Annotated in this window: 31 protein-coding genes; 26 read left to right on the top strand and 5 right to left on the bottom strand. The window is 57.9% G+C overall.

Annotation, left to right across the window (positions count from 1 at the left end):
* The first annotated feature begins 66 nt into the window (after window positions 1-66).
* Together ACOYNV_RS11830 and ACOYNV_RS11835 are read left to right on the top strand one after the other, a co-directional pair.
* Window positions 67-543, top strand: a complete 477-nt coding sequence (locus tag ACOYNV_RS11830; protein WP_422900030.1) for an HDOD domain-containing protein — start codon at window positions 67-69, stop codon at window positions 541-543.
* A gap of 25 nt (window positions 544-568) precedes the next feature.
* Window positions 569-796: a hypothetical protein gene (locus ACOYNV_RS11835; RefSeq protein WP_422899983.1), complete on the top strand. Its 228-nt coding sequence runs from the start codon at window positions 569-571 to the stop codon at window positions 794-796.
* Between the two features lie 311 nt (window positions 797-1107).
* Here ACOYNV_RS11835 and ACOYNV_RS11840 read toward each other — a convergent pair whose 3' ends face one another.
* Window positions 1108-1353, bottom strand: a complete 246-nt coding sequence (locus ACOYNV_RS11840; protein ID WP_422900031.1) for a hypothetical protein — start codon at window positions 1351-1353, stop codon at window positions 1108-1110.
* 417 nt (window positions 1354-1770) lie between these two features.
* Window positions 1771-2247, bottom strand: coding sequence for an acyltransferase (locus ACOYNV_RS11845; RefSeq protein ID WP_422899984.1), 477 nt, complete (start codon window positions 2245-2247; stop codon window positions 1771-1773).
* Window positions 2248-2995: 748 nt separating this feature from the next.
* On the opposite strand from ACOYNV_RS11845, the gene ACOYNV_RS11850 reads away from it, so the two are divergent.
* The 11 genes from ACOYNV_RS11850 (at window position 2996) to nifS (ending at window position 11023) form a co-directional block, all read left to right on the top strand.
* Window positions 2996-3247, top strand: a complete 252-nt coding sequence (locus tag ACOYNV_RS11850) for a hypothetical protein (RefSeq protein ID WP_422899985.1) — start codon at window positions 2996-2998, stop codon at window positions 3245-3247.
* Window positions 3248-3329: 82 nt separating this feature from the next.
* Window positions 3330-4730, top strand: coding sequence for a nitrogenase iron-molybdenum cofactor biosynthesis protein NifE (gene nifE / locus ACOYNV_RS11855; RefSeq protein WP_422899986.1), 1401 nt, complete (start codon window positions 3330-3332; stop codon window positions 4728-4730).
* A gap of 162 nt (window positions 4731-4892) precedes the next feature.
* Window positions 4893-6329, top strand: coding sequence for a nitrogenase iron-molybdenum cofactor biosynthesis protein NifN (gene nifN, locus ACOYNV_RS11860; RefSeq protein ID WP_422899987.1), 1437 nt, complete (start codon window positions 4893-4895; stop codon window positions 6327-6329).
* A gap of 16 nt (window positions 6330-6345) precedes the next feature.
* Window positions 6346-6771, top strand: a complete 426-nt coding sequence (locus tag ACOYNV_RS11865; RefSeq protein ID WP_422899988.1) for a NifB/NifX family molybdenum-iron cluster-binding protein — start codon at window positions 6346-6348, stop codon at window positions 6769-6771.
* The gene (locus ACOYNV_RS11870; RefSeq protein ID WP_422899989.1) at window positions 6768-7238 is read left to right on the top strand and encodes a SoxR reducing system RseC family protein; all 471 of its coding nucleotides are present in this window, start codon (window positions 6768-6770) and stop codon (window positions 7236-7238) included. Before ACOYNV_RS11865 ends, ACOYNV_RS11870 begins: the two co-directional genes overlap by 4 nt.
* Window positions 7228-7677, top strand: coding sequence for a NifX-associated nitrogen fixation protein (locus ACOYNV_RS11875; RefSeq protein WP_422899990.1), 450 nt, complete (start codon window positions 7228-7230; stop codon window positions 7675-7677). Before ACOYNV_RS11870 ends, ACOYNV_RS11875 begins: the two co-directional genes overlap by 11 nt.
* Before the next feature lie 15 nt (window positions 7678-7692).
* Window positions 7693-7911, top strand: a complete 219-nt coding sequence (locus tag ACOYNV_RS11880) for a CCE_0567 family metalloprotein (RefSeq protein WP_422899991.1) — start codon at window positions 7693-7695, stop codon at window positions 7909-7911.
* A complete protein-coding gene (fdxB, locus tag ACOYNV_RS11885; RefSeq protein ID WP_422899992.1) occupies window positions 7908-8180 on the top strand; it encodes a ferredoxin III, nif-specific in 273 nt (90 codons plus the stop codon). The genes ACOYNV_RS11880 and fdxB overlap by 4 nt, the downstream gene beginning before the upstream one ends.
* 356 nt (window positions 8181-8536) lie before the next feature.
* Complete coding sequence (locus tag ACOYNV_RS11890) at window positions 8537-8860, top strand: HesB/IscA family protein (protein WP_422899993.1); 324 nt, start codon at window positions 8537-8539, stop codon at window positions 8858-8860.
* A gap of 12 nt (window positions 8861-8872) precedes the next feature.
* A complete protein-coding gene (gene nifU, locus ACOYNV_RS11895; RefSeq protein ID WP_422899994.1) occupies window positions 8873-9769 on the top strand; it encodes a Fe-S cluster assembly protein NifU in 897 nt (298 codons plus the stop codon).
* A 30-nt stretch (window positions 9770-9799) separates the two neighbouring features.
* Window positions 9800-11023, top strand: coding sequence for a cysteine desulfurase NifS (nifS, locus tag ACOYNV_RS11900; RefSeq protein ID WP_422899995.1), 1224 nt, complete (start codon window positions 9800-9802; stop codon window positions 11021-11023).
* A gap of 48 nt (window positions 11024-11071) precedes the next feature.
* Here nifS and ACOYNV_RS11905 read toward each other — a convergent pair whose 3' ends face one another.
* Window positions 11072-11236 (bottom strand): EAL domain-containing protein, encoded by a 165-nt coding sequence (locus tag ACOYNV_RS11905; protein ID WP_422899996.1) that lies wholly within the window; start codon window positions 11234-11236, stop codon window positions 11072-11074.
* On the opposite strand from ACOYNV_RS11905, the gene ACOYNV_RS11910 reads away from it, so the two are divergent.
* The 9 genes from ACOYNV_RS11910 (at window position 11226) to draG (ending at window position 17479) form a co-directional block, all read left to right on the top strand.
* On the top strand, window positions 11226-11486 hold the full coding sequence (locus tag ACOYNV_RS11910; protein WP_422899997.1) for a hypothetical protein: 261 nt from the start codon (window positions 11226-11228) through the stop codon (window positions 11484-11486). The genes ACOYNV_RS11905 and ACOYNV_RS11910 overlap by 11 nt on opposite strands.
* A 159-nt stretch (window positions 11487-11645) precedes the next feature.
* Window positions 11646-13172, top strand: coding sequence for a nitrogenase cofactor biosynthesis protein NifB (gene nifB, locus ACOYNV_RS11915; RefSeq protein ID WP_422899998.1), 1527 nt, complete (start codon window positions 11646-11648; stop codon window positions 13170-13172).
* Window positions 13173-13174: 2 nt separating this feature from the next.
* Window positions 13175-13453, top strand: coding sequence for a 4Fe-4S binding protein (locus ACOYNV_RS11920; RefSeq protein ID WP_422899999.1), 279 nt, complete (start codon window positions 13175-13177; stop codon window positions 13451-13453).
* Window positions 13453-13956, top strand: a complete 504-nt coding sequence (locus ACOYNV_RS11925) for a hypothetical protein (RefSeq protein WP_422900000.1) — start codon at window positions 13453-13455, stop codon at window positions 13954-13956. Before ACOYNV_RS11920 ends, ACOYNV_RS11925 begins: the two co-directional genes overlap by 1 nt.
* Window positions 13934-15205: an FprA family A-type flavoprotein gene (locus ACOYNV_RS11930; RefSeq protein ID WP_422900001.1), complete on the top strand. Its 1272-nt coding sequence runs from the start codon at window positions 13934-13936 to the stop codon at window positions 15203-15205. The genes ACOYNV_RS11925 and ACOYNV_RS11930 overlap by 23 nt, the downstream gene beginning before the upstream one ends.
* Before the next feature lie 46 nt (window positions 15206-15251).
* Window positions 15252-15539, top strand: coding sequence for a 2Fe-2S iron-sulfur cluster-binding protein (locus ACOYNV_RS11935; RefSeq protein WP_422900002.1), 288 nt, complete (start codon window positions 15252-15254; stop codon window positions 15537-15539).
* 65 nt (window positions 15540-15604) lie between these two features.
* Entirely contained in the window at window positions 15605-15967 is a 363-nt protein-coding gene (locus ACOYNV_RS11940) for a 2Fe-2S iron-sulfur cluster-binding protein (RefSeq protein WP_422900003.1), read from the top strand.
* 7 nt (window positions 15968-15974) lie between these two features.
* Window positions 15975-16547, top strand: a complete 573-nt coding sequence (locus ACOYNV_RS11945) for a nitrogen fixation protein NifQ (RefSeq protein WP_422900004.1) — start codon at window positions 15975-15977, stop codon at window positions 16545-16547.
* Window positions 16526-17479, top strand: coding sequence for an ADP-ribosyl-[dinitrogen reductase] hydrolase (draG, locus tag ACOYNV_RS11950; protein ID WP_422900005.1), 954 nt, complete (start codon window positions 16526-16528; stop codon window positions 17477-17479). The genes ACOYNV_RS11945 and draG overlap by 22 nt, the downstream gene beginning before the upstream one ends.
* Before the next feature lie 197 nt (window positions 17480-17676).
* On the opposite strand, the gene ACOYNV_RS11955 is transcribed toward draG, so the two are convergent.
* Both ACOYNV_RS11955 and ACOYNV_RS11960 read right to left on the bottom strand, forming a co-directional pair.
* Entirely contained in the window at window positions 17677-18513 is an 837-nt protein-coding gene (locus ACOYNV_RS11955) for an SIR2 family protein (protein WP_422900006.1), read from the bottom strand.
* Window positions 18514-18649: 136 nt separating this feature from the next.
* The gene (locus ACOYNV_RS11960; protein ID WP_422900007.1) at window positions 18650-19549 is read right to left on the bottom strand and encodes an NAD(+)--dinitrogen-reductase ADP-D-ribosyltransferase; all 900 of its coding nucleotides are present in this window, start codon (window positions 19547-19549) and stop codon (window positions 18650-18652) included.
* 115 nt (window positions 19550-19664) lie between these two features.
* On the opposite strand from ACOYNV_RS11960, the gene nifH reads away from it, so the two are divergent.
* The 4 genes from nifH (at window position 19665) to nifT (ending at window position 24174) form a co-directional block, all read left to right on the top strand.
* Window positions 19665-20555: a nitrogenase iron protein gene (gene nifH / locus ACOYNV_RS11965; protein ID WP_422900008.1), complete on the top strand. Its 891-nt coding sequence runs from the start codon at window positions 19665-19667 to the stop codon at window positions 20553-20555.
* Window positions 20556-20659: 104 nt separating this feature from the next.
* On the top strand, window positions 20660-22132 hold the full coding sequence (gene nifD, locus ACOYNV_RS11970; protein ID WP_422900009.1) for a nitrogenase molybdenum-iron protein alpha chain: 1473 nt from the start codon (window positions 20660-20662) through the stop codon (window positions 22130-22132).
* 183 nt (window positions 22133-22315) lie between these two features.
* Window positions 22316-23884, top strand: coding sequence for a nitrogenase molybdenum-iron protein subunit beta (gene nifK / locus ACOYNV_RS11975; protein WP_422900010.1), 1569 nt, complete (start codon window positions 22316-22318; stop codon window positions 23882-23884).
* A 62-nt stretch (window positions 23885-23946) separates the two neighbouring features.
* Window positions 23947-24174, top strand: a complete 228-nt coding sequence (gene nifT / locus ACOYNV_RS11980) for a putative nitrogen fixation protein NifT (RefSeq protein ID WP_422900011.1) — start codon at window positions 23947-23949, stop codon at window positions 24172-24174.
* Window positions 24175-24188: the final 14 nt, after the last annotated feature.

Genomic DNA, 24188 nt, shown 5'->3' on the forward strand with positions numbered 1-24188 from the left:
AGACCGAACGTAATAGCGCAAACTTGATATGTTTATTTATTTACGCCGCCTAAGCGGCTGACGAACCTGAATCCGGATGAGTGCATGCTGGCCGGTCTGGTACATGATCTGGGTGCCTTTTACATGATATATCGTGCTGCGCAGTACGCCGAATTGCGCATGCGTCCAGATACGGTATCCCATCTTGTCGCGCAATGGCACGAGAGCGTCGGTTCGAGCGTATTGAATTCGCTGAGGATGCCCGCGGCTATCGTAGAGGCGGTGAATGAACTCGATGAAAAGCGGCCTATCCCCATTACTTTGGAAAATATGAACGATGTCGTGTACGTGGCCAACCTTCTTGCCGGAGATGGCGGCGAACTTGTTCAGCCAGAACGGAGCGGCAATGTAAATTCGGCACTTGACGCCTATAGAACATTGAGTGCTGATATCCGGGCGCAGATCATGGAAATGCGTACGGTATATGATTCGTATGGAGCTTGCGAAAGGGACGGGGCATTATCGTCTTCGGCCACGTTGAGCGATTCACCCATTCCGGGGTAGTCTCATATCCATCTACAAACCGGCAATGGAGATTTTCCTGGCATTGCCGGGGGATCGTTTTTTTATCTTCAAACCAATCAAAACAAGGGCTTGTATTCCAAAAATCCAGGCTGCCGAGCGGCAGATCATGGCTGGAATTTACGCGACAATCTTCACCAGAGCCCGTCAGATGTTTGCTATGAAGTTACCTGAACAGCCTGGCTCTCTCCAACGGGAGAGGGAGAAAACCCAAGCCGTTGAGTTAATCTGTTGATGCTGGCGAGGCAATGGTTGCATGATGGCCTTGGTCACAGGCTTTTTAATTTTTGATCCTGCAGAAAAAATCTTCCGCTGCATCCAAACGTAATTTTCAAAGGATGCTCGCCATTATGGGAACCATTCATAGCTTCATGCAGGCCAGTAAAGATGGAAAAACGTTCGAGAACGTTTTAGTCTCGTTCAGGTGCCGCTGGGCTACGAATACATCCCCTATTTTTCTGACCCAGTACCACACTCCATCTCGCAAATACGACGACTTTTTGACGGTGGCAGGGGTTCCAAGTTATACGGCATATCATCAACAGATTAACTCAACGGCTTGGAGAAAACCTGCTCCCTCTTCAGCGGGTGCGCGGCAGCGCCGTGAGGGCCAGCGGTCATGCCGTGCGTATACAAACCTTCCAAGCTGACTGGCTGCTCGACAAGCGCACCGCGTTCTACGCCGAGGAGAGAGGCGGCGGTGACCATGTTGCGCGTGTACTGCTCGTGCCCCGGGGCGTCGGCGATGATGTATTTGCGTGTGCCGGTGGTGAAGTAGGGGTCAGACTCCATCGGTTTTTGGTTTAAAGAACTAAAAGCGGATCAATGGAGTCTGACCCCACTGATCTCTACCTCTTCTACCTCCAACGGCCGGCCCAATAGGTTTCGTTTAGGTATCTTGTCCGTCATCGCTTGCCTCTCCAGGGGATTTAACCCCGTGCAGCAAGATTCGTTCCACTTCGGTTATGCGCTATTACTTATCCACTTGGGTGGCCGGCACTTCAACCGCCGCTGCCGGTCTGTTCAAAGCGCCCTGATTATTTGATGGGCGGGCGTTTCCTTTGCCAAAAGGAAAAATTATTGAATCGACGATTTGTGAAGGTGAAACTGAATAGGGGCTATCAAGGCGCTCACGGGATTGATGGCATATCCCGGCTCCCAAGTAACAAAGTTATTTCGCCATGAAACAGTCGGCTTCTTTCTTACGAGTTATCGCTGGCGCGATTCGCCAATAATCGTCGCTGGGACGCCGGCAACAATAGCGTAGTCCGGCACGTCCTTCGTCACCACAGCCCCTGCACCCACTAGCGCTCGAACGCCGATAATGACGCCCGCCACGATTGTCGCGTTTGAACCGATGGATGCTCCCTTCCGCACCACGGTGGGGATTACTTCCCAGTCGGCCTCGTTCTGAGGGCTGCCATCCATATTAGCCGCCCGTGGAAAACGATCATTCGTGAACATCACACCGTGGCCAACGAACACCTCATCTTCGATAAGTACTCCCTCGCAGATAAAAGTATGTGATGATATTTTACAGCGGGCACCAATCGTCGCGTTTTTCTGTATCTCGACGAACGCTCCGATCCGCGACTCATCTCCGACGGTGCAGCCATAAAGATTGACTAGAGAATGGTGGAAGACCTTGACATCTTTCCCTAGGCGTACAGATTCGGCGATGGGCATGCTGGGCACCTACTGTTTCTGATAAGTAAATTTATATACAAGCAAATAGCGAGCCAATAAAAAAACATCCCTTTTTATCATAAGCTTGCTGTCACTAGCTGGAGCAGTGATGTTAAGTAGGTGTAAAATTTTCCGACAGAAAACCGGCTTTTTTATTGGCAAATACCGATTTTTTCTGTTGCAGTAGTTGTTACCGATAGCCAAGGTCAAGGAAGACCTCCGGGGCTTGCAACTCACCCGTTGCCTCTTTGTAGGGGCTGAAGCCTCTGGTACAGAGGGTTCTGAAAGGAACTTGGCGAACATGCAGGCCGTAATGCGAGTGAACACTGAGCAGGCCTCGAAAAGATCAATGTGGAAGCCGACCCAACTCAATTACGGGGAAGGCCGCCGTCACAGGTGAAGAGAACGGAAACCGCAGCGTTGATTTCACCGGGGAAGCGGTGACGGCATGCATGGAAGAAGAAGGCAGACGCAACACGGGAGACCCTGTCTCCTGGCTGCACGTGAGGCCAACCGGACGCCCGTGAGGGACAGGCTGTGCGAGGCAGGGTGGCGGATAGGCCCGTATTACCGCTGAAACCGGGTAATGCCGGTGGAAGCGAATCGATAGGGTCAGACTCCATCGATCAACCTAGTTGTAGTTGATTATCACCAGAATCATTCGAGTCTGGCCCTATCGATTCATGTATTTGACGTAAACTAGTTCTATCGTGACCATCAGTGCATCGAATTGGATGACCGCCCTTAATTGATTTTTCGCCATGGCGCTAGCCTGCAGCCCAATGGTAATTCCTGCGTAACGAATGGCTCGGTGACGGGTTTTCAATACCTGAAGAAGCGCATGAATATTGGCTCTCAGGGCACACGCTGGAAATTTCTGATGGGCGTTGCGAATCGAGTGTGCTTTGGTTGCGCTACGCTTTTGGTACAAGTTGCTGCCCAGCAACTTGTGACGATACCGCCGCTGCGCCGCTGGATTGTCGGCTTTGTGACAATCTGATCCGCCTACAAACCCAATAAAATCAGCGCACTAAAAGTGGCATCGCTCTTGCTAAATGTTCTTCATACCACTGGAGGGCACGATGAAAGCCAGCGAAATCCGGGCCTTGCTCGACGAGCCAGCCTGTAGCCACAATGCCAAGGAAAAATCCGGGTGCGCCCGACCGAAGCCGGGCGCCACGGCCGGCGGCTGTTCGTTTGACGGGGCGCAGATTACCTTGCTGCCAATCGCCGATGTCGCGCACATCGTGCATGGCCCGATTGCCTGCGCCGGGTCGTCGTGGGACAACCGCGGCACGCGCTCATCCGGAATCAAGCTGTACCGTATCGGCATGACCACCGATCTCTCGGAAACCGATGTGATCATGGGGCGCGGCGAGAAGCGACTGTTCCACGCCATCAAACAGGCTATCGACAGCTATTCGCCGGCCGCCGTGTTCGTTTATAACACCTGCGTTCCGGCGCTGGTCGGCGATGATATCGAAGCGGTTTGCAAGGATGCCAGCGAACGTTGGGGAACGCCGGTGGTGCCTGTCGATGCTGCAGGCTTTTACGGCACCAAGAATCTTGGCAACCGACTGGCCGGCGAAGCCATGTTCAAGCATGTGATCGGCACCCGCGAACCGGCGCCCGCCGCGCCCCGGGCTGATGGCTTGCCGACGTACGATGTCAATCTGATCGGCGAATACAACATTGCCGGCGAGTTCTGGCATGTCGCGCCGCTGTTCGACGAACTTGGCTTGCGCATTCTTGGCAACTTGTCCGGCGACGCGCGCTTCCATGAAGTGCAGACCATGCACCGCGCCAAAGTGAACATGGTGGTGTGCGCCAAGGCACTGCTTAATGTCGCGCGCAAGTTGCAGGAGAATTTTGCCATCCCGTTCTTCGAGGGCAGTTTCTACGGCGTGCAGGACGTCTCCAACGCCCTGCGCGATTTTGCCCGGCTGATCGGCGACCCGGATCTCGTGGCGCGCACTGAAACGGTGATTGCCCGTGAGGAAGCCAAGTCCAACGCCACACTGGAACCCTGGCGAGAACGCCTCAAAGGCAAGCGCGTGCTGCTCTATACCGGCGGCGTCAAATCGTGGTCCATCGTTTCCGCTTTGCAGGATCTGGGGATGAAGGTGGTGGCCACGGGCACCCGGAAATCGACCGAAGAAGACAAGGCGCGCATCCGAGAATTGATGCGCGAGGACACGAAAATGATCGACGAAGGCAGCCCGAAGGCCTTGTTGTCGACTTACCACGAATACCACGCCGACATTCTTATCGCTGGCGGTCGCAATCTTTACACCGCATTGAAGGCGCGCATTCCCTTCCTCGACATCAACCAGGAGCGCGAATTCGGTTATGCCGGTTACGACGGCATGGTCGAACTGGCCCGGCAACTGGCGTTGTCGATGGAAAGCCCGGTGTGGGCGGCGGTGCGCAAGCCGGCACCGTGGGCCAAACAGAGCGGCCCCGGCAGTGTGCTGGCGGCGTGAGTCCTGTGAAATATCAAGAATCCACCGCAGAGGCACAAAGGCGCAGAGATGACGCAAAGGACCCCCATGCTTTTAAAGGCTTTCTCTGCGAAACCTTTGCGCCTTTGCGCCTCTGCGGTGGGTGTTCAGGCATTTGTTCTCAGCCTCTGAGGAGAGAAAACCATGGCTGAAATCATTCACTCGAAGAAGGCGCTGGCGGTCAATCCGCTGAAGGTCAGCCAGACCATCGGCGCTTCGCTGGTCTTTCTCGGCCTTAACCGCTGCCTGCCGTTGATGCATGGTTCGCAAGGCTGCACGGCCTTCGGCAAGGTGTTCTTCGTGCGCCACTTCCGTGAGCCGATCCCGCTGCAGACGACGGCCATGGATCAGGTGTCGACGATCATGGGCGCCGACGAAAACGTCATCGAGGCGCTGCGCACGCTCTCCGAGAAGAGCAAGCCGGACATCATCGGCCTGGTCACCACCGGCCTCTCGGAAACGCAGGGTACCGACATCCACCGCGCGGTGCGCGATTTCCGCGTCGCGCATCCCGAGTTTGATCACGTCGCGGTGGTGCCGGTGAATACGCCCGATTACGTCAGTTGCATGGAAAGCGGCTACACGCTGGCCGTCGAAGCGTTGATCCAAACCCTGGTTCCGGAAAGCCAGAGTGTCGGAAAACGCCCGAAGCAGGTCAATGTGCTGGCTTCGGCAATGCTGACGCCCGGCGATATCGAGGCCATCAAGGACTGGATCGAAGCCTTCGGCCTGCGCGTCATCGTCGTGCCGGACATCGCTGATTCTCTGGATGGCCACCTGACCGAAGCCGAGTTTTCCGCGCTGACCATCGGCGGTACGCCTCGCTCGGAAATCGGGATCATGGGCGAATCGGCGGCGACGCTGGTCATCGGCCCGTCGCTGCGCAAGGCGGCGGAAATCCTGAAGACACGTACCGGCGTGCCGGACTACCATTTCGCCGGCCTGATGGGGCAGGATGATTGCGATGCCTTCACCCAGGTGCTGGCCGACATTTCCGGCAAGCCGGTGCCGGAGAAGATCGAGCGCCATCGCGCGCAGTTGCAGGATGCGATGGTCGACTGCCATTTCATGATCGGCTTCGCGCGCATCGCACTGGCCGCCGATCCCGATCTGCTCGGCATGCAGGCCCGCTTCCTGACCGGCATGGGCGCCGAGATCGTCAGCGCCGTCAGCCCGGCCAAGGCGGAAAGCCTGGCTAGCCTGCCGATTGCGAAAGTCATCATCGGCGATCTGGAAGACCTGGAAAAACAGGCGCGCAGCGCCGACGCACAACTGCTCATCGCCAATTCGCATGCCGTCGAAACGGCCCACCGGCTCGGCCTGCCGCTGCTGCGCGCCGGCTTCCCGCTGTACGACCAGGTGGGTGTTTTTGCCCGGACCTGGGTGGGCTACCGCGGTACGCGGCAAGCCTTGTTCGATCTCGCCAACCTGATACAGGGGCAACACCATGAACTCGAACCATATCGATCAATGTACTGGGATGACGAGCGGAACGAAAATTCGCGAAACAACGGAGGTAACGATGGATGTTCCGGCGAACAGCGTGTCATCGCGTCGTCTGCAGTTGGTCTGGTCCACTAAGCCGGAGCCGACTGCCATGATCAGGGTTGCCTTCGCCACCACCGACCGCCTTCGCGTCAATCAGCACTTTGGCGCGGCCGAAGGCTTTGCCGTCTATGAAGTGACGCCGTACAAGTCAACGCTGGTCGGTGTCGCCGAGTTTGCCGAAGAGAGCATGGACGGCAACGAGAACAAACTCGCGGCCAAGGTCGACTTCCTGGCTGGCTGCGCGGCGGTTTATGTGCTGGCCATCGGTGCCTCGGCGATCAAGCAGTTGACGGCCAAGGGCATTCAACCGATCCGCATCAACGAGGTAGATTCGCTTGAAGACCTGCTGCACGACATTTCGACGGGCGTCAGCGAGGGCGGTGTCGCCTGGATCGACCGCGCCATTGCCGCACAGGCCAAGGCCAACGGCAGCGACCGTTTTGCCATCATGGAAAAGGAAGGGTGGGAAGGATGAACGCAAAATTCATCGAACATCGCGGCATCGTGCAGCGCGTGGAGGGCGGCAAAGCCATCGTGGCCATGGAAACTTCCGGCTGCTCTTCCTGCAAGCAGGGCAGTAGCTGCGGCATCGGCAAGATGGCCAGCGGCCGTGCCGCTACCTTGCTCACCCTGCCGATCAGTGGCGACATCAAGGCCGGCGATCAAGTCAGCATCGTGCTGCCGGAAAACAGCGTCACCCTTTCCGCGCTCTTCGGCTATCTCTTTCCGGCCATGGCCATGCTCTTCGGCGCCTGGTTTGGCGCCACGCTGGATGGCAGCGACGGCGCCACGGCACTGGGCGCGATTGGCGGGTTTGTCGGGGCGCTGGCCCTGGTCCGCCTCGTCCTGCTGGTGGTTCCTGGCCTGATGCCGGCCCCGCAAATGATTCCCTTAGCAAACGATTCCAAACTTTCTCAACAGGAGTTCCACCATGAGCGTTGATCCCATCTTTGAAACTGATTTCGTCAAGGAAATGGCACGCCAGATGCGTGCCCTCGATACCTACGGCAGCTACGCCGGCTGGTCTGTCGAAAAAGTCCTCGACCCCTACGTGCTGACCAAGGAGCGCAAGGCCAACATCCCGCTGATCGGGGACCCGGACGACGAAACCATCTCTCGCGTCAAGGCTTTCTATAACGCCATTGCCGTGCTTATCGAGAAGGAGTGCAAGTTGCTCGCCGTACCGCTGGTGCATCTGACGCACGAAGGCTTTGGCCGGGTGCTGATCACCGTCGGCAAGCTGGTCGCCGTCGATCGTACGCTGCGTGACGTGCATCGCTTCGGTTTTGCCAGCCTGTCCAAGATGAAGGACGAGGCCGACAAGATTCTCGGCGTTGCCCTCGAACGTATCGGCCAGCATTCGGCGGTAGCAGGGCTTTAAGTATCGGGAGCCCTCATGACCGACGAAGAACTGGCCGCCCTCGACAAGGAGGTAAAGAAGTTGAAGCGCATCTCCTCCGAATGGGCCGCGCAAATGCACGACCTCGTGGAAGACCGCCTGCCCGCGGCCTATCAGGAGATTCCTGCACTTGCCCAATCCACCTTTGACGCCTGTGCCAAGTGGGCAGAGGCCAGCACCCGCCTCGCTGCAGCGCAGAAAGGACAACTCGCATGACTACCGGATACACCAAGGGCGGCGCCGAATGGACGCCGGAATACGTCACCGAACTCGATCAGGCCAAGTGCATCGGCTGCGGCCGCTGCTACAAGGTTTGTCCGCGCAATGTCCTCGATCTGGTCGAGCGCGAACTCGATGATGACGACGATGACAACGACGACGACAACATGATGGTCATGTCCTTGGCTGATGCCTCCGACTGCATCGGTTGCGGCTCCTGCGGCCGGGTTTGTCCGAAGGGTTGCTACACCTACGCGCCGGGTTGAGGCGCGAATGTTCCAGGCGAATCGGTCTGCAGGCCACACCAATAGGCTGTCTATGGCAATAATGGCTGGCAAGCCAATAGATACGCCACTCTTCAGGCATTAGGCTTGCAGATTGCCTATCCATGCGGTTACAACGTTATAGGGTGCAATGCGCTACGCTTATTGCACCCTACGATATGTCACGCGCGTCGAGAGCCAACTTCAGCGTCGTACTTTCGCGCACACCTCCGGTGGTTTGTCACAAATGCGACAAATTGTTTCAGCGCAACAATGCAATTAAAACAGTCGCTTAAGTTGCTTCAGCGGGATGGCACAGGGCTTGCAATAGAACTCTCATCCACTCTGGGAGAACCGACATGATCACTATGACCCCCGCTGCCGTGAAAGCCGTTCAACGTTTTATTCGCACTTCTGAAACGCCGATTGTCGGCCTGCGTCTGGTGATCTCGGGCGGTGGCTGCTCCGGCCTGCAATACGGGATGAGGCTCGAAGCAGAAAAAGCCGAGGACGACTGGGAACTGGAAGTCGAGGGCGTCAAGCTGCTGGTCGATCCGATGACCTTCCCGATGATCGACAACGTTACCGTCGATTTCATCGACACCCTGACTCACACCGGCTTCAAATTCGACAACCCCAACGCCAGCGCGCAGTGCTCTTGCGGTTCTTCATTCACGGTTTAAGGGACACACGCCATGTGGGAATACTCTGACAAGGTTCGCGAACACTTTTTCAATCCGCGCAACTCCGGCCCGCTGGAAGAAGCCAATGGCATCGGCGATGTCGGCTCGATCCAGTGTGGCGACGCGCTGCGCCTGATGCTCAAGGTCAAACCGGAAACCGAGATCATCGAGGACGCGCACTTCCAGACTTTCGGCTGCGGCTCGGCGATTGCCTCGTCCTCGGCGCTGACTGAAATGGTCAAGGGCTTGACGCTGGACGAAGCGCTCAAGGTTTCCAACCAGAATATTGCCGACTACCTGGATGGCTTGCCGCCGGAAAAAATGCACTGCTCGGTAATGGGCCGCGAAGCGCTGCAGGCGGCCATCGCCAATTTCCGCGGCGAGGTATGGAGTGACAATCACGAGGAAGGCGCGCTGATATGCAAGTGCTTCGCCGTCGATGCGGTGATGATCGAGGACGTGGTCAAGGCCAACAACCTGAACACCGTCCAGGAAGTGACTTTCTACACCAAGGCCGGCGGTGGCTGCGCCGCCTGCCACGAAGGCATCGAAGAGATCCTGGCCAAAGTGATGTCCGAACGCGCTGGCCCCGGTGAGGTTTCGCCCCCGCCGGCCTGCCCGGCGGTACCGGAAGCGCCGCTGCCGCCTTCGGTCAAGCTGACGCTGGTGCAAAAGATCAAGAAGATCGAGGCCGTGCTGGAGTCGGTACGCCCGATGCTGCAGCGCGACGGCGGCGATGTCGAACTGGCCGACGTGCAGGGCAAGAAAATTTACGTACATCTGAAAGGGGCTTGCTCCGGTTGCATGATGGAAGCGGCGACGCTCGGCGGCATCCAGCAGAAGATGATCGAAACGCTCGGCGAACTGGTGCAGGTATTGCCGTCGTCTTATATGCCAGTTGAAGCGTAGTTTCCAAAACATCCAATAGGACAAAACGCCATGGACGCCTCGATCTATCTCGACAACAACGCTACCACACGGGTCGATCCTGCGGTGGTTGAAGCCATGCTTCCCTTCTTCACCGAGCATTTCGGTAACGCCTCATCAATTCATGCCTTCGGCAGCGAAGTCGGCAAGGCCCTGAAGAAGGCGCGCAGCCAGGTTCAGGAACTGCTCGGCGCCGAGCACGACTCGGAAATCATCTTCACTTCTTGCGGCACCGAATCCGACGTCACTGCCATTCTTTCCGCACTCAAGGCCCAGCCTGACTGCAATACGGTAATTACCACCACCGTCGAGCATCCGGCCATCCTCAACCAGTGCGAATGGCTGGAAAAGGACGGCTACATTGTGCACAAGCTGAAGGTGGACAAGAAGGGCCGCCTCGACATAGACGAGTACCGCTCACTGCTCAACAGCCGCGTGGCCATCGTCTCCACCATGTGGGCCAACAACGAAACCGGCACCCTTTTTCCGGTACTGGAAATGGCTGAAATGGCTGCAGCCAAGGGCATCATGTTCCATACCGACGCGGTGCAAGCGGTGGGGAAAATTCCGATCGACTTGAAGAATAGCAAGATCGACATGCTCTCGCTTTCCGGTCACAAGTTGCATGCTCCGAAGGGTATCGGCGTCCTTTATCTACGTCGCGGCTGCCGCTTCCGCCCGTTATTGCGTGGCGGCCATCAGGAACGCGGTCGTCGGGCAGGTACTGAAAATTCCGCCTCTATCGTCGGCCTCGGCAAAGCCTGCGAACTCGCCTTGCAGCACATGGAAGCGGAAAACACTACCGTCAAACGCCTACGCGACAAGCTGGAAGCCGGCCTCCTGAGCCAGATCAGCCACTGCTTCGCGACCGGCGATGTGCGTAACCGTTTGCCCAATACCAGCAACATCGCCTTCGAATATATCGAGGGTGAATCCATTCTGCTGCTGTTGAACAAGATGGGCATCGCCGGCAGCTCGGGTTCGGCATGCACGTCAGGTTCGCTGGAACCCTCGCACGTGATGCGCGCGATGGGCATCCCCTACACCGCTGCACACGGCACCATTCGTTTCTCGCTGTCGCGGTACACCACCGAAGCAGAAATCGACCGCGTCATCGCCGCCGCTCCGCCGATCATCGCTCAACTACGCAAGCTTTCGCCGTACTGGAGCGATAGCCAGGGCAGGAGCGGCCCGGTGGCCAACCCCGAGGCCGCTTTTGCACCGACCTACGCATAACGAGCCGTTTTGGAGCCTTTTCCGGCGTTTGTGACCTGAGCAGAATAATTAAAGCCCGGTTGAACTGCGGTTAGTCTCATTCCATAGGACAAATTCGTCGGCTGGCAACGGCCGGCTGAACAGATAGCCCTGCAGTTCGTCGCAACCGGCTGCCGCCAGCATTTTGGCTTCCTCCACATGCTCGACGCCCTCGGCGACGACTTTGAGGCCCAAGGTACGCCCCAGTCCAATCGAGCAGCAGGCCACTACGGCAATCAACGCGTGGCTGGTAATAGAGCCGCAGTTCGCCCCGTTCGACCGCGTGCCGCAGATCATTTTCGGTGCTCATGCGCTCACCGGCACGCACGGCCATTTCAGCGGTGAAAAACTGCGCGTTGTTGCGCCCGTCTCATTTGCCATGACAACCCACAAGAAAAGGCGCCGAATTGGGGTGCTGCCCATGAAAAAACAATCCAGGCGTTGATGGCCCGTCGCTTTCAGACCCACAACAACGCTGTAAGTTTTGCGACAAAGTAACGACAAGCACCACAAGTCGATTATTTAATCCTATGTTTTAACAGCAGTTTATCGACTGGCACAACGATTGCTGAAAGACAGCATCAGCCTTCGTGGAGCCTTCATCGTGGAACTACCCGTTATCGGTAACATCGCCCCCGCTGCCGGCAGTGGATGTGCGTCCAGCGGCTGCGGCACGGCCCCGGATGCGCTGGGCCATCTGCCGGACCACATCCGCGCCAAGGTTCAGGATCACCCCTGCTATTCGGAGGAAGCGCACCACTACTTCGCGCGCATGCATGTAGCTGTCGCTCCTGCCTGCAACATCCAGTGCAACTATTGCAACCGCAAGTACGACTGTGCCAATGAGTCGCGGCCAGGTGTTGTCTCCGAGTTGCTGACGCCGGATCAGGCGATCAAGAAGGTGCTCACCGTGGCGGCCAAGATCCCGCAGATGACGGTGCTCGGCATCGCCGGGCCGGGAGACCCGCTGGCCAACCCGAGCCGCACTTTCGAGACCTTCCGGCAACTTTCCGAGCGCGCCCCGGACATCAAGCTGTGCGTGTCGACCAATGGCCTGAACTTGCCGCAATACGCGGACGAGATCGCCAAGTACAACATCGACCATGTAACCATCACCATCAACTGCATCGATCCCGAAGTCGGCGCCAAAATCTACCCGTGGATTTTCTGGGAGAACAAGCGCATCCGTGGCGTCGAGGGGGCAAAAATCCTCATCGAGCAGCAGCAGAAGGGGCTGGAGATGCTGACCGCGCGCGGCATTCTGGTCAAGGTCAATTCGGTGCTGATCCCGGGCGTCAATGATCAGCACCTCAAGGAAGTCTCCAAGGTGGTCAAGGCCAAAGGCGCCTTTCTGCACAACGTGATGCCGCTGATCGCCGAAGCCGAGCATGGCACCTATTACGGCCTGATGGGACAGCCGAGTCCGACCGCCGAACAGCTTCAGGATCTGCAGGATGCCTGCTCTGGCGACATGGCGATGATGCGGCACTGCCGGCAGTGCCGCGCCGATGCGGTGGGTATGCTTGGCGAGGATCGCGGTTCCGAATTCACCATGGACAAGATCGACCAACTCACCCTGGGCGATATCGACTACGAAGCCGCCATGGTGCGCCGCAAGGAAGTGCACGACGCGATCATCGAGCAACTGGATCAGCAGCGCGAAGCCAAGCGTTCGCAGCATGCTGCGCTACCGACCGACACAGGAATCCCGCTGAATATACGGACGGTGCTGATGGCGGTTGCCGGCAAGAACGGTGTTGTTGCCGAGCACTTCGGCCATGCGCGTGAATTCCTCATCTACGAGGCTTCGCCAAGTGGTGTGCGCTTCATCAGCCACCGCAAGACGGATCTCTACTGCAGCGGGCTTGATACCTGCGGCGAAGGCGATGAAGCGTCTGCAGCCGAACCCGAATCCGTGCTCGACAAGACCATTGCCACGCTGGTTGGCTGCGAAGTCGTGCTCTGTTCGAAGATTGGCTATGAACCCTGGGGGAAACTGGAAGCCAGCGGTATCCAGCCGAACGGGGAACACGCCATGGAGCCGATCGAGGACGCGGTGCTGGCGGTCTATAAGGAAATGCTGGCCAACGGCAAACTGGCGCTGCCCGTGGCAAAAAGGGAGGCCGCTTAATCATGGCCCTGCAAATAACCAAAGCCTGCGTCAATTGCTGGGCCTGCGTCGAGGTCTGCCCGAACGAGGCGATTTACCAGGACATCCCGCACTTCCTGATCGACGACCAGAAATGCACCGAATGTGTGGGCGACCACGCCGAAGCGCAATGTGCTGCGATCTGCCCGATCGAGTGCGCGATCGTCAATGAACTTGATGAGCCACTCAATCCACCCGGATCACTGACCGGCATTCCGCTCAAGAAAATGATCGAGCTGGGTTTGTTGAAGGAAGCTGCCTGATGGCCATTGTGACCTATTACGAGAAGCCCGGCTGCAAGGGTAATCTTCGCCAGAAGTTGCTGCTCGCTGCGGCCGGCCACACCGTTCGCGCCAAAAGCCTGAAAGACGAATTGTGGACGGCGGATCGCCTGCTGGCTTTTCTCGGGAAACTGGAGATCGGCGAATGGTTCAACCCCAGCGCGCCAGCGATCAAATCCGGCGAGATTGTTCCGACAAATCTTGGCTTCGAGGAAGCGCTGCACCTGCTGCTCGACAACCCGTTGCTGGTCCGCCGCCCGTTGATGGAAGTTGATAACGGCGCAATGACGGAACGTATGGTCGGTTTCAAGGTTGAGGCGGTCGATGCCTGGATCGGGCTGAATAATATCGAACTGCCGGAAGGCAACATCGAAGCCTGTGTGCACGGCCCCGAAGGCCACGGCAGTTGCGGCAGCCACGCGCTTGAAGAAGCTGCTGGACATCGCCCGGAGGAAACCAGTCATGACCGCTGCGGTTCTCACTGACAACGCCGTAGAAATCGCGCCGGGCGTCCACTGGGTGGGTGCCCTCGACCCGCAACTGCGGAGCTTCGACATCATCCTCAAAACCGCCAACGGCACCAGCTACAACGCCTATGTGGTGCGCGGTGTAAACGGTGTGGCGGTGATCGACACGGTCAAGGAGAGCTTTTCCGACGACTTTTTTCGGCGCCTGGAATCGGTCGCCCGTTACGATGAAATCACCACCATCGTCCTCAACCATCTGGAACCGGACCACAGTGGCGCCTTGCCCGAATTGCTGCGCCGCGCGCCACAGGCACGCGTTTACCTGTCGAAGCGCGCCCAGATGATGCTCAAGGCGCTGCTCAAGCCAAGTGGCGAGAAGCCGCCGGAATACACCCCGGTCACCACCGACGACAGCGTCGACCTCGGCGGTCGCACTTTGCGCTTCCTGCACACGCCCTACCTGCACTGGCCGGACACACAGTGCACCTATATCGTGGAAGACGGCATCCTGTTCACCGGAGACATCTTCGGCTGCCATTTCTGCGATTCGCGCCTGTTCAACGACCGCGTCGGCGATTTCCGTTTCTCGTTCGAGTACTACTACGCGCACATCATGCGGCCCTTCCGCGAGTACGTGCTTGACGCGGTGGCGCTGATCGAACCGCTCGACCTCAAACTGATCGCCCCGGCGCACGGCCCGATCCTGCGCCATATGCCGCGCGACTATCTGCACCGCTACCGCGAACTGGCGACGCCACGCCTGTTCAACGAAGCGCGCAGCGAAAAGACGCTGGTCGTCTTCTACCTTTCCGCCTACGGCAACACGCGGCGCATGGCTGAAGCCCTGGCGGCCGGAGCCGAAAGCATCCCCGGCGTGCGCGTCTCACTTTACGACCTGGAGGGTGGCGAAGCGGACATTTTTACCGACCTCGTCGAAGAAGCCGACGGCCTCGCCTTCGGCAGCCCGACGATCAATGGCGACGCCGTCAAGCCGATCTGGGATCTGCTCTCTTCGCTCACCAGCGTCAACATCAAGGGCAAGCTGGGAGCCGCTTTCGGTTCCTACGGCTGGAGCGGCGAGGCGGTGCGCCTGATCGAGGACCGTCTGCGCGGACTCAAGCTGCGTGTGCCGATCGAAGGCTTGCGCCTCAAGCTGGTACCCGATGTAGGCGAGCTCGAACAATGCCGCACTCTGGGCGAAAGCCTGGCCCGTCACCTGACGGGCCAGTTCGAACACCGTGAAGTGGATATGGCGGCACTCGCTTGAGCCAACCCTTAACCCAGCCATTCCATCCAAAACAAGGGAGAAAACCATGCCAAAAGCCAAAGTCACCTTCGAAGATATCGGCGTCTCGGTCACCGTTCCGGCCGGCACCCGGCTGATCGAAGTTTCGGAAAAAGTGGGCGCCGGCATCAGCTACGGTTGCCGTGAAGGTGAATGCTGCACTTGCCTGACCAAGATCGTCTCCGGGGGCGAAAACCTCGCGACGCCAAGCATCCTGGAAGATCAGGTGTTGAAGGACAACATGGCCCCACGCAAGCATCGCCTGGCCTGTCAGGCCCAGATACTTGGCGGTGAAATCGTCGTCAGACCGGCATAAACAGAACGTATCACCCAATCCAAAGCAGAGAAAACCTGCTCAATCTTTACCTGGAGAACTTGAAAATGGCCCTCATCACTTTCAGCAGCCCGATGCACAAGGACAAAACGGTTTACGCCGTTGCCGGCAGCCACACCCAGTCGATTCTGGAACTGGCCAAGGAGCACCACATTCCGATCGACTTCGGTTGCCAGGAAGGCAACTGCGGCACCTGCCTGGTCAAGGTTTCTTCGGTCGACGGCAAGCGCCGCCCGATGGGTGGCCCGTTGAATGTCCGCGAAGTCGCCGCGCTCACCGAGCTTGGCCATATCACCAAGGCCGAAATCGAGCAGATGTACGTCGATGACATCCCGCCGAACCACTGGCGCCTGGCCTGCCAGATGATCGTCCGCGACGAAGATATCCTGGTCGAGTATCCGAGCAAGTGAGTTAGCCATGAACGGTCCGGATCGCCTGCCTTACCGCTGTTTTTTGCTTGCCGAACTGCTGGTCACGCCAGCTTCGACGGCGGCAGTGACCGATCCGAACCGTTTACTGTTTGCCAGCATGATTGCCGGACAGTGCGCCGGAGAAGGATGCTTGCCTGCGCATCTTGGCCTCGGGGCAGATCGCTACGCGCAATTGCTGTCCAGCTATTACGCCGGCGACCTGCCACGCGCTACCGAGCGCAAGTCCCTGGATATTCCCGAATTCGAAGACCTGCAAAAGCTGCTCCTCGACCACCGGGCCAACGAGCGTGATTCAGAATGCTGGATGGCCGACATCGTCGCCACCGCCTGTGCAGGCTCCGACCATCTCTGGCAAGACCTCGGCCTGGTCAGCCGTAACGAGCTGACCCGGCTGATGTGGGTCAATTTCCCCGAACTGGCGCGCGCCAATACCGGCGACATGAAGTGGAAGAAATTCCTTTACCGCCGTTTTTGTTCGAGCGAAGGCATCTACGTCTGCCCCGCACCTTCCTGCTGCAAATGCAAGGACTACGCCAAATGTTTCGGGCCGGAGAACTGATCGCTGGCCACTCCCCGAAGCGTCGTTCTGTGACGCCAGGGCGCGAACGCTCCCTGCAAACCGAACGCGCCATTGCGGCCTATCTTGGCCTGGCCATCGGCGATGCGCTGGGCGCCACCGTTGAATTCCTCACCCCCAATGAAATTCGCCACCAGCACGGCGAGCACCGCGACATCTCCGGTGGCGGCTGGCTGCGCCTGAAGGCCGGCCAGGTCACCGACGACACCACCATGTCGCTGGCTCTCGGCCAGTCCATTCTCGCTTGTGGCAGTGTAGAACCCAAGGCGGCTGCCGAAGCTTTTAACGCCTGGATGCGCGCCAAGCCGGTCGACATCGGCAACACCGTGCGCCGCAACCTGATAACTTTTCGCAAGACCGGAATCCCGGAAGCGGTTTACTGCGAGCACGATGCTGGCAACGGTGCCGCGATGCGCACCCTGCCTGTGGCGCTGGCTTGTTATGGCCAGGCGCCGGAATGCATCATTCTGGCCAGTCGAGCCCAGGCCCACACGACCCACAACAACGAGCTCTCCGATGGGGCCTGCGAAGCCCTGGTTTTCATGGTGCAGGATTTCCTGGCCGGACGCGATCAGGCCGAAGTTGAACACCTGCATGCCACAGAACTGGTCCGCCAACACCCTGTCTTTGCCTATGACCGCAAGCGTCGTGACAATCCGAGCGGCTTTGTCGTCGAAACGATGCAGGCCGTCTGCCAGTCATTTTTTGGCACCGGGAGTTTCGAGTCTTGCCTTGTCGATGTCGTCAATCGCGGCGGCGATGCCGACACCACTGGCGCCATTGCCGGCATGCTGGCCGGCGCTCGCTACGGCCTTGAGGCCATTCCCCGGCGCTGGCTGAACAGCCTGGACGCAGGCACACGGATCGCTTGCGAGAATCAGGCCGAGGCTTTAATGGCGATGTCCGGTACGTAAGGTCTCATAGATTGGATTTGGACAGCGTAATCCGAAAAACCAAACTGCATGCCTTGTAAGCCAATAAATACGGGCATCTTCAGGTAATGTATCCGGCAAGCCAATGCTTATGCGGCTTGCCGGGCATATAGTCTGAAGATCGCCTATCGACGGACTGCGCAGGACAGGTTGATTTCAGTTTTGCTTTCAGCGCAAATTCAGGCCAATACTCCCGCACCAATAAAATCGAAGACATCGGTCTCGATCAACTCCAGTCCCTGTTTCTTGCAGAAACGGCGCTCCTTGTCGGTTGGTTCCTGAATCAGCGCCCAGCCAGCCGGCTCTGCGGCAGCATAAATCATGTCGGACATCACCATTCTTTCGGTGTCGCGGTTCAGGCGCAGGCCCATCAGCAGGTATTGCTTGCCCTTGCGCAAAGCCTTGACCACCGGCGGAATCGAGAAGCCGCCCATCAGTTCGGTGATGAAATCCACGTAGTCGGCATCCGAGGCGATGTAGCTCGGCTCGGGCTTGGGCGTGCCCATCGGCTTGAACAGGATGGGCAGGGCAGGGTTGATGGCCTGGGCTCTCTGGTAGGTCACGCCATCCCAGGAATATAGTTTGTAGCGGAAATCGGTGCCGCCGAGGCGGGCAATGTCGACGATCACGGTGTGCGGCGTAGCGGCGTAGGGATCCTGCAACTGCGTATCGCGGTTGATGTCGATGACGTACGCGGGACGGATTTCCTTGAGCCAGTCGTGAACCGCGCGACGCGTCCAGATCGTATCGCCGTAGGTGCGGTTGAGGAACCTGGTCACCGTGCTGCGTCCGCGCTTGAGTTCGACATTCATCGCCGCCAGCGGGAATTCGTACATCAGCTTGGGCGCCATCGGTTTGCCGTTGTTCATGGCAATGATCAGCGAATCGCTGTCAGCGGGAATCGGCTCGCCGGTGGCTGCATTCTTCACATCGGCCAATACACCGGGGCCGAGGTAAGGGACGATGCTGCCGGTCTTGAGGCCGGCGATCAGCTTGTCGCGCAGTTCTGGAGTCATGTCATTTGCTCATAAAGTGAGTGTGTAGATCACTTACAGCAAATTCCACGCCCGTAACAGAAACACCCAGCAGCAAGACATTCCGCCGATTGATCCGGGTCTTATCCTGCGCTTGTCCGGCTAATTGTCAGGTTTGTTACAAAGTTGAAAGCGTGACTTCAACCACGCCACCAATCACCAGAAACTCGTCCTCGCCCTGCAATACGCCGGGCAGCAAACCGCAGTGGAAGAAAATCTTGGTCAGCGGGACTTCGACTGCCAGAATGTAATCTCCAAACTCGCAGGCGCGATTCCGGATGCAAGTGAAGGAGTTGAGGTTGTTGAGCAGGACGACGTGGCGGCCAGACTCGCCTTTTTCCAGAATTTCGTGGTCGTCCATGCGATTGACGCCGCGGTAGAGCGTGACATGGCGCGCACCCGGATGACGAAGCGCCAGTTGCATCTGGCAGAATGAATAGACTAGATCGAACTGCGACTCCAGCGCATTGGTCCCGTACAAGCCGTGCGAGCGCATTTCCAGGTAGCGTCGATACGCCTCGCCGGAAGGATCGCGCAGCGGCTGGATGTGATAGCGAGGCGTCAGGCCAAAGCGCGACTCGACCCAGCCTTTCAGCACCGCCGCGTCGCGGCTATCGGAATCGAAGCTCCAGCCGCGAATCATGCGCACATAATTGGCCTTGTCACGCACCTTGCGCTTACCGGTATAGCCCGTATTTAAACCCACCTCCTCAGGCCATTCCAGGCGGAAATGCACGGTCAGGTAATCACGAAAGACATCTGCACGGGCTTCGGGTAACGCCGCGTTCAGGCGCTTGAAAAGATCGCGGTGCAGTTCGGCCACGCCATCGAGCAGCAGCGGAGCCGGATATTTCTGGTAAGTGAGGCCGCCCAGCACAACCGCCGGCAGATTACAGCGATTGATCGGCAGGCGCGCATCGCGTGGCAACGACGGTCCTTTGTCATCACCCCTACAAAGCGGCGGGAATTTGTCGCACATCGGCACCTCATCCGGCACCACCACATTTTCTATTTTCATTGTTTATTCAATCACTTGAGGTCTGTCAGTCGACCTGGCACGCAACGTGCAGAAGGTAAGGTGCGACTCTCATGATTCCCTCGCAAATCGACTGACAGATTAAGGAGATTACACCATGGCAAAATTGCGTCAATGCGCCATTTACGGCAAAGGCGGCATCGGCAAGTCCACTACCACACAGAATCTGGTGGCGGCACTTGCCGAGTCCGGCAAGAAAGTACTAATCGTCGGCTGTGACCCGAAAGCCGACTCAACCCGCCTGATCCTGCACAGCAAGGCTCAGACTACCGTCATGCATCTGGCGGCTGAAGCTGGCTCGGTGGAAGACCTCGAACTCGAAGACGTGCTCTCCGTCGGTTTCGGCGGCATCAAATGCGTTGAATCCGGTGGCCCGGAGCCAGGGGTTGGCTGTGCCGGTCGCGGCGTGATCACCGCCATCAACTTCTTGGAAGAGGAAGGGGCTTACACAGAAGATCTCGACTTCGTGTTCTACGATGTGCTAGGTGACGTGGTTTGCGGCGGCTTCGCCATGCCGATCCGCGAAAACAAAGCGCAGGAAATCTACATCGTCTGTTCCGGCGAAATGATGGCCATGTACGCCGCCAACAATATCTGCAAGGGCATCGTGAAGTACGCGAACTCAGGCGGAGTGCGCTTGGCCGGCCTGATCTGCAATAGCCGCAACACCGACCGCGAAGACGAACTGGTGATGGCTCTGGCCTCCCGCCTGGGCACCACAATGATCCACTTCGTGCCACGTGACAACGCTGTGCAACACGCTGAAATCCGCCGCATGACGATGGTTGAATACGATCCGTCACACAAACAGGCTGACGAATATCGCCAACTGGCCAACAAAATCGCCAACAACACCAACTTTGTCATCCCGACGCCGATCGAGATGGAAGAACTGGAAGAGTTGCTGATGGAATTCGGCATCATGGATGTGGAAGACGAATCCATCATCGGCCAGACCGCCGCTGAACTGGCCGCTGCTGCAGCCTGAGCATTGCCAGAAATGTGCTAGACACGGCGGGTTTGCCGCAAGCGAACCCGCCACTTTCAACCAGTACGCCGGCCACAGATTGGTGGCGGCGTCAGGAGGAAAAAATGACGACTCTGTCTCGCGAAGAAACCGAAGCCCTCATCGCCGAGGTGCTTGAGGTTTATCCGGAAAAAGCCAAGAAGGACCGCGCCAAGCATCTGACGGCCAACGATCCGACCACCGAACAATCGAAAAAATGCATCACCTCCAATCGCAAATCCCTGCCCGGCGTGATGACCATCCGCGGCTGTGCCTACGCCGGCTCCAAGGGCGTGGTCTGGGGTCCGATCAAGGACATGATCCACGTTTCGCACGGTCCCGTCGGCTGCGGCCAGTATTCCCGCGCCGGGCGTCGTAACTACTACGTCGGCACCACCGGTGTCGACACCTTCGGGACGATGAACTTCACCTCCGACTTCCAGGAGAAAGATATTGTTTTCGGCGGCGACAAGAAGCTGACCAAATTGCTCGAAGAGGTCGAACAACTTTTCCCGCTGGTCAAAGGCATTTCGATCCAGTCCGAGTGTCCGATCGGCCTTATCGGCGACGACATCGAATCGATTGCCAAGAAGGCCGCCGCGGCCACCGGTAAGCCGGTCGTTCCGGTGCGTTGCGAAGGCTTCCGCGGCGTTTCCCAGTCGCTCGGCCACCACATCGCCAACGACACCATCCGTGACTGGGTGCTCGACAAGCGCGATGGCGCTCCGGACACCTCGACGCCTTACGACGTGGCCATCATCGGCGATTACAACATCGGCGGCGACGCCTGGGCGACGCGCATCCTGCTCGAAGAAATGGGCCTGCGCGTTGTTGCCCAGTGGTCCGGCGACGGCACGCTCGCAGAAATGATGAACACGCCGAAGGTGAAGCTGAACCTGCTGCACTGTTATCGCTCGATGAACTATATCAGCCGCCATATGGAAGAGAAGTACGGCATTCCCTACCTGGAATACAACTTCTTCGGTCCGACCAAGATCGTCGAATCGCTGCGCAAGATCGCCGCTTTCTTCGACGATTCAGTCAAGGAAAAAACCGAACTGGTGATCGCCCGCTATCAACCGATGATGGACGCCATCATCGCCAAATACAAGCCGCGCTTGCAGGGCAAGAAGGTCATGCTCTACGTCGGCGGTCTGCGTCCGCGTCACGTCATCGGCGCTTACGAAGACCTCGGCATGGAAGTCGTTGGCACCGGTTATGAATTCGGCCACAACGACGATTACGACCGCACCATGAAGGAAATGGGTGACGCCACCCTGATCTATGACGATTCCAATGGCTTCGAGCTGGAAGAATTCGTCAAGAAGATCAAGCCTGATCTGGTCGGCTCCGGCATCAAGGAAAAGTACATCTTCCAGAAGATGGGTATTCCGCTGCGCCAGATGCACTCCTGGGACTACTCCGGCCCGTACCACGGCTACGACGGCTTCGCCATCTTTGCCCGTGACATGGACATTGCTCTGTCCAACCCGGTCTGGGGCAATCTGGTTCCGCCCTGGAAGAAGGAAGTTGTAGAAGAAATTGCGAAAGCTGCCTGATAAATGTTGATTCACCTGGCTAACACGTCGTCATTCCGGCGAAAGCCGGAATCCAGAGGTGCGCCACTGGCCACTGGATTCCGGGTCAAGCCCGGAATGACGGAGCTTCAGGCAGGTTTTCGGTACTCATGTTGAACCTTACGCTGGTGTTCGCAAATGAGCGGCACCAACAAGGAGATAGCAATGCAAACCGCAGAAAAGATCAAGCCCTGTTACCCGCTGTTTGGCGACGACGACTACAAGAAGTCGCTGGCCGACAAACGTGAATTGTTCGAAGAAGGGCACAGCCCCGAGAAGGTTCTCGAAACCTTCATGTGGACCACTACGCTGGAATATCAGGAACTCAACTTCAAGCGCACCGCGCTGACCGTTGATCCGGCCAAGGCCTGCCAGCCGCTCGGCGCCGTGCTGTGCGCCTCCGGCTTCCACAAGACCCTGCCTTATGTGCATGGTTCGCAAGGCTGCGTAGCTTACTTTCGCACCTACTTCAACCGTCACTTCAAGGAGCCATGCTCCTGCGTTTCCGACTCGATGACGGAAGATGCAGCGGTGTTCGGCGGCCAGAAGAACATGTACGACGGCCTGGCCAACGCCAAAGCCATTTACAAGCCGGAAATGATCGCCGTGTCCACCACCTGCATGGCGGAAGTCATTGGTGACGACCTGAACGCATTCATCAACAACACCAAGAAGGAAGGCCACATTCCCCAGGAATTCCCGGTCCCCTTTGCGCACACGCCGTCCTTCGTCGGCTCGCATACCACCGGCTGGGACAACATGCTGGAAGGCATCATCCGTTCCTTCACGCTGAACACGATGGAAGGCAAGCAGATCGGTTCCAACGGCAAGGTCAACGTCATTCCTGGCTTTGAAACCTACCTCGGCAACTACCGCGTCATCAAGCGCATGCTCGGTGAAATGGATGTCGATTGCACTTACCTGAGCGACCCGAGCGAAGTCTTCGACACCCCGGCCGATGGCGAATTCCGCATGTATTCCGGCGGCACGACGCAGGACGAGATCAAGGACGCGCCGAACGCTATCACCACCTTCCTCCTGCAACCGGCGCAACTGGAAAAAACCAGGAAGTTCGTGGAAGGCACCTGGAACCACGAAGTTCCCAAGCTCTCCATCCCGATGGGCGTGGAATTGACCGACAACTTCCTGATGAAGGTTTCCGAAGTCACCGGCAAGGCGATTCCGGAATCCCTGGCCAAGGAACGCGGTCGCTGCATGGACGTCATCGCGGACAGCCATGCCTGGCTGCACGGCAAGAAGTTTGCCCTCTACGGCGACCCGGACTTCGTCATGGGCATGGTCAAGATCCTGCTTGAATGCGGCGCCGAACCGACGCACGTCCTCTCCAACAACGCCAACAAGCGCTGGGGCAAAGCCGTCGAGAAGATGCTGGCGGAAAGCCCGTTCGGGGTCAATGGAAAGGTCTATACCGGCTACGATCTGTGGCACATGCGCAGCCTGTGCTTCACGGACAAACCGGACTTCCTGATCGGCAACTCCTACGGCAAGTTCATCCAGCGCGACACCAAGTACAAGGGTGATGAGTTCGAAGTGCCGCTGATCCGCCTCGGTTTCCCGATTTTTGACCGCCATCACCTGCATCGTCAGACGACCATGGGCTACGAAGGAATGATATCCATCGTCACGCAGCTGACCAACGCTGTCCTTGAGCAACTCGACAGGGAAACGATGGGCATGGCATCGACCGATTACAACTTCGATCTGGTTCGCTAAACCGTACTACCGACGGGAAACGAGGACAACTTCGTGGTCCGCCGGTCAACCAAGAGAGTTACATGGCCAACATCATGATCCGTCAGGCTGACAAAGGTGGCCTGTCGTTTTACCTTCCCAAGCGCGACCTGGAAGCTTCCATCTCGTCCATCGAATTCGACACTCCGGAAAAATGGGGCGGCGAGCTGAAACTGGACAACGGAGGTTCTTACTACATCGACCCGATCGCCAAGCCACCGCGCCTGCCCATTTCGCTAAGAGCGCGGCGCCTCGGCGCGGCCGAAGACTAAGCCTCAATAAAGGA

This window comes from Propionivibrio sp., assembly GCF_049316945.1.
GTDB lineage: Bacteria > Pseudomonadota > Gammaproteobacteria > Burkholderiales > Rhodocyclaceae > Propionivibrio.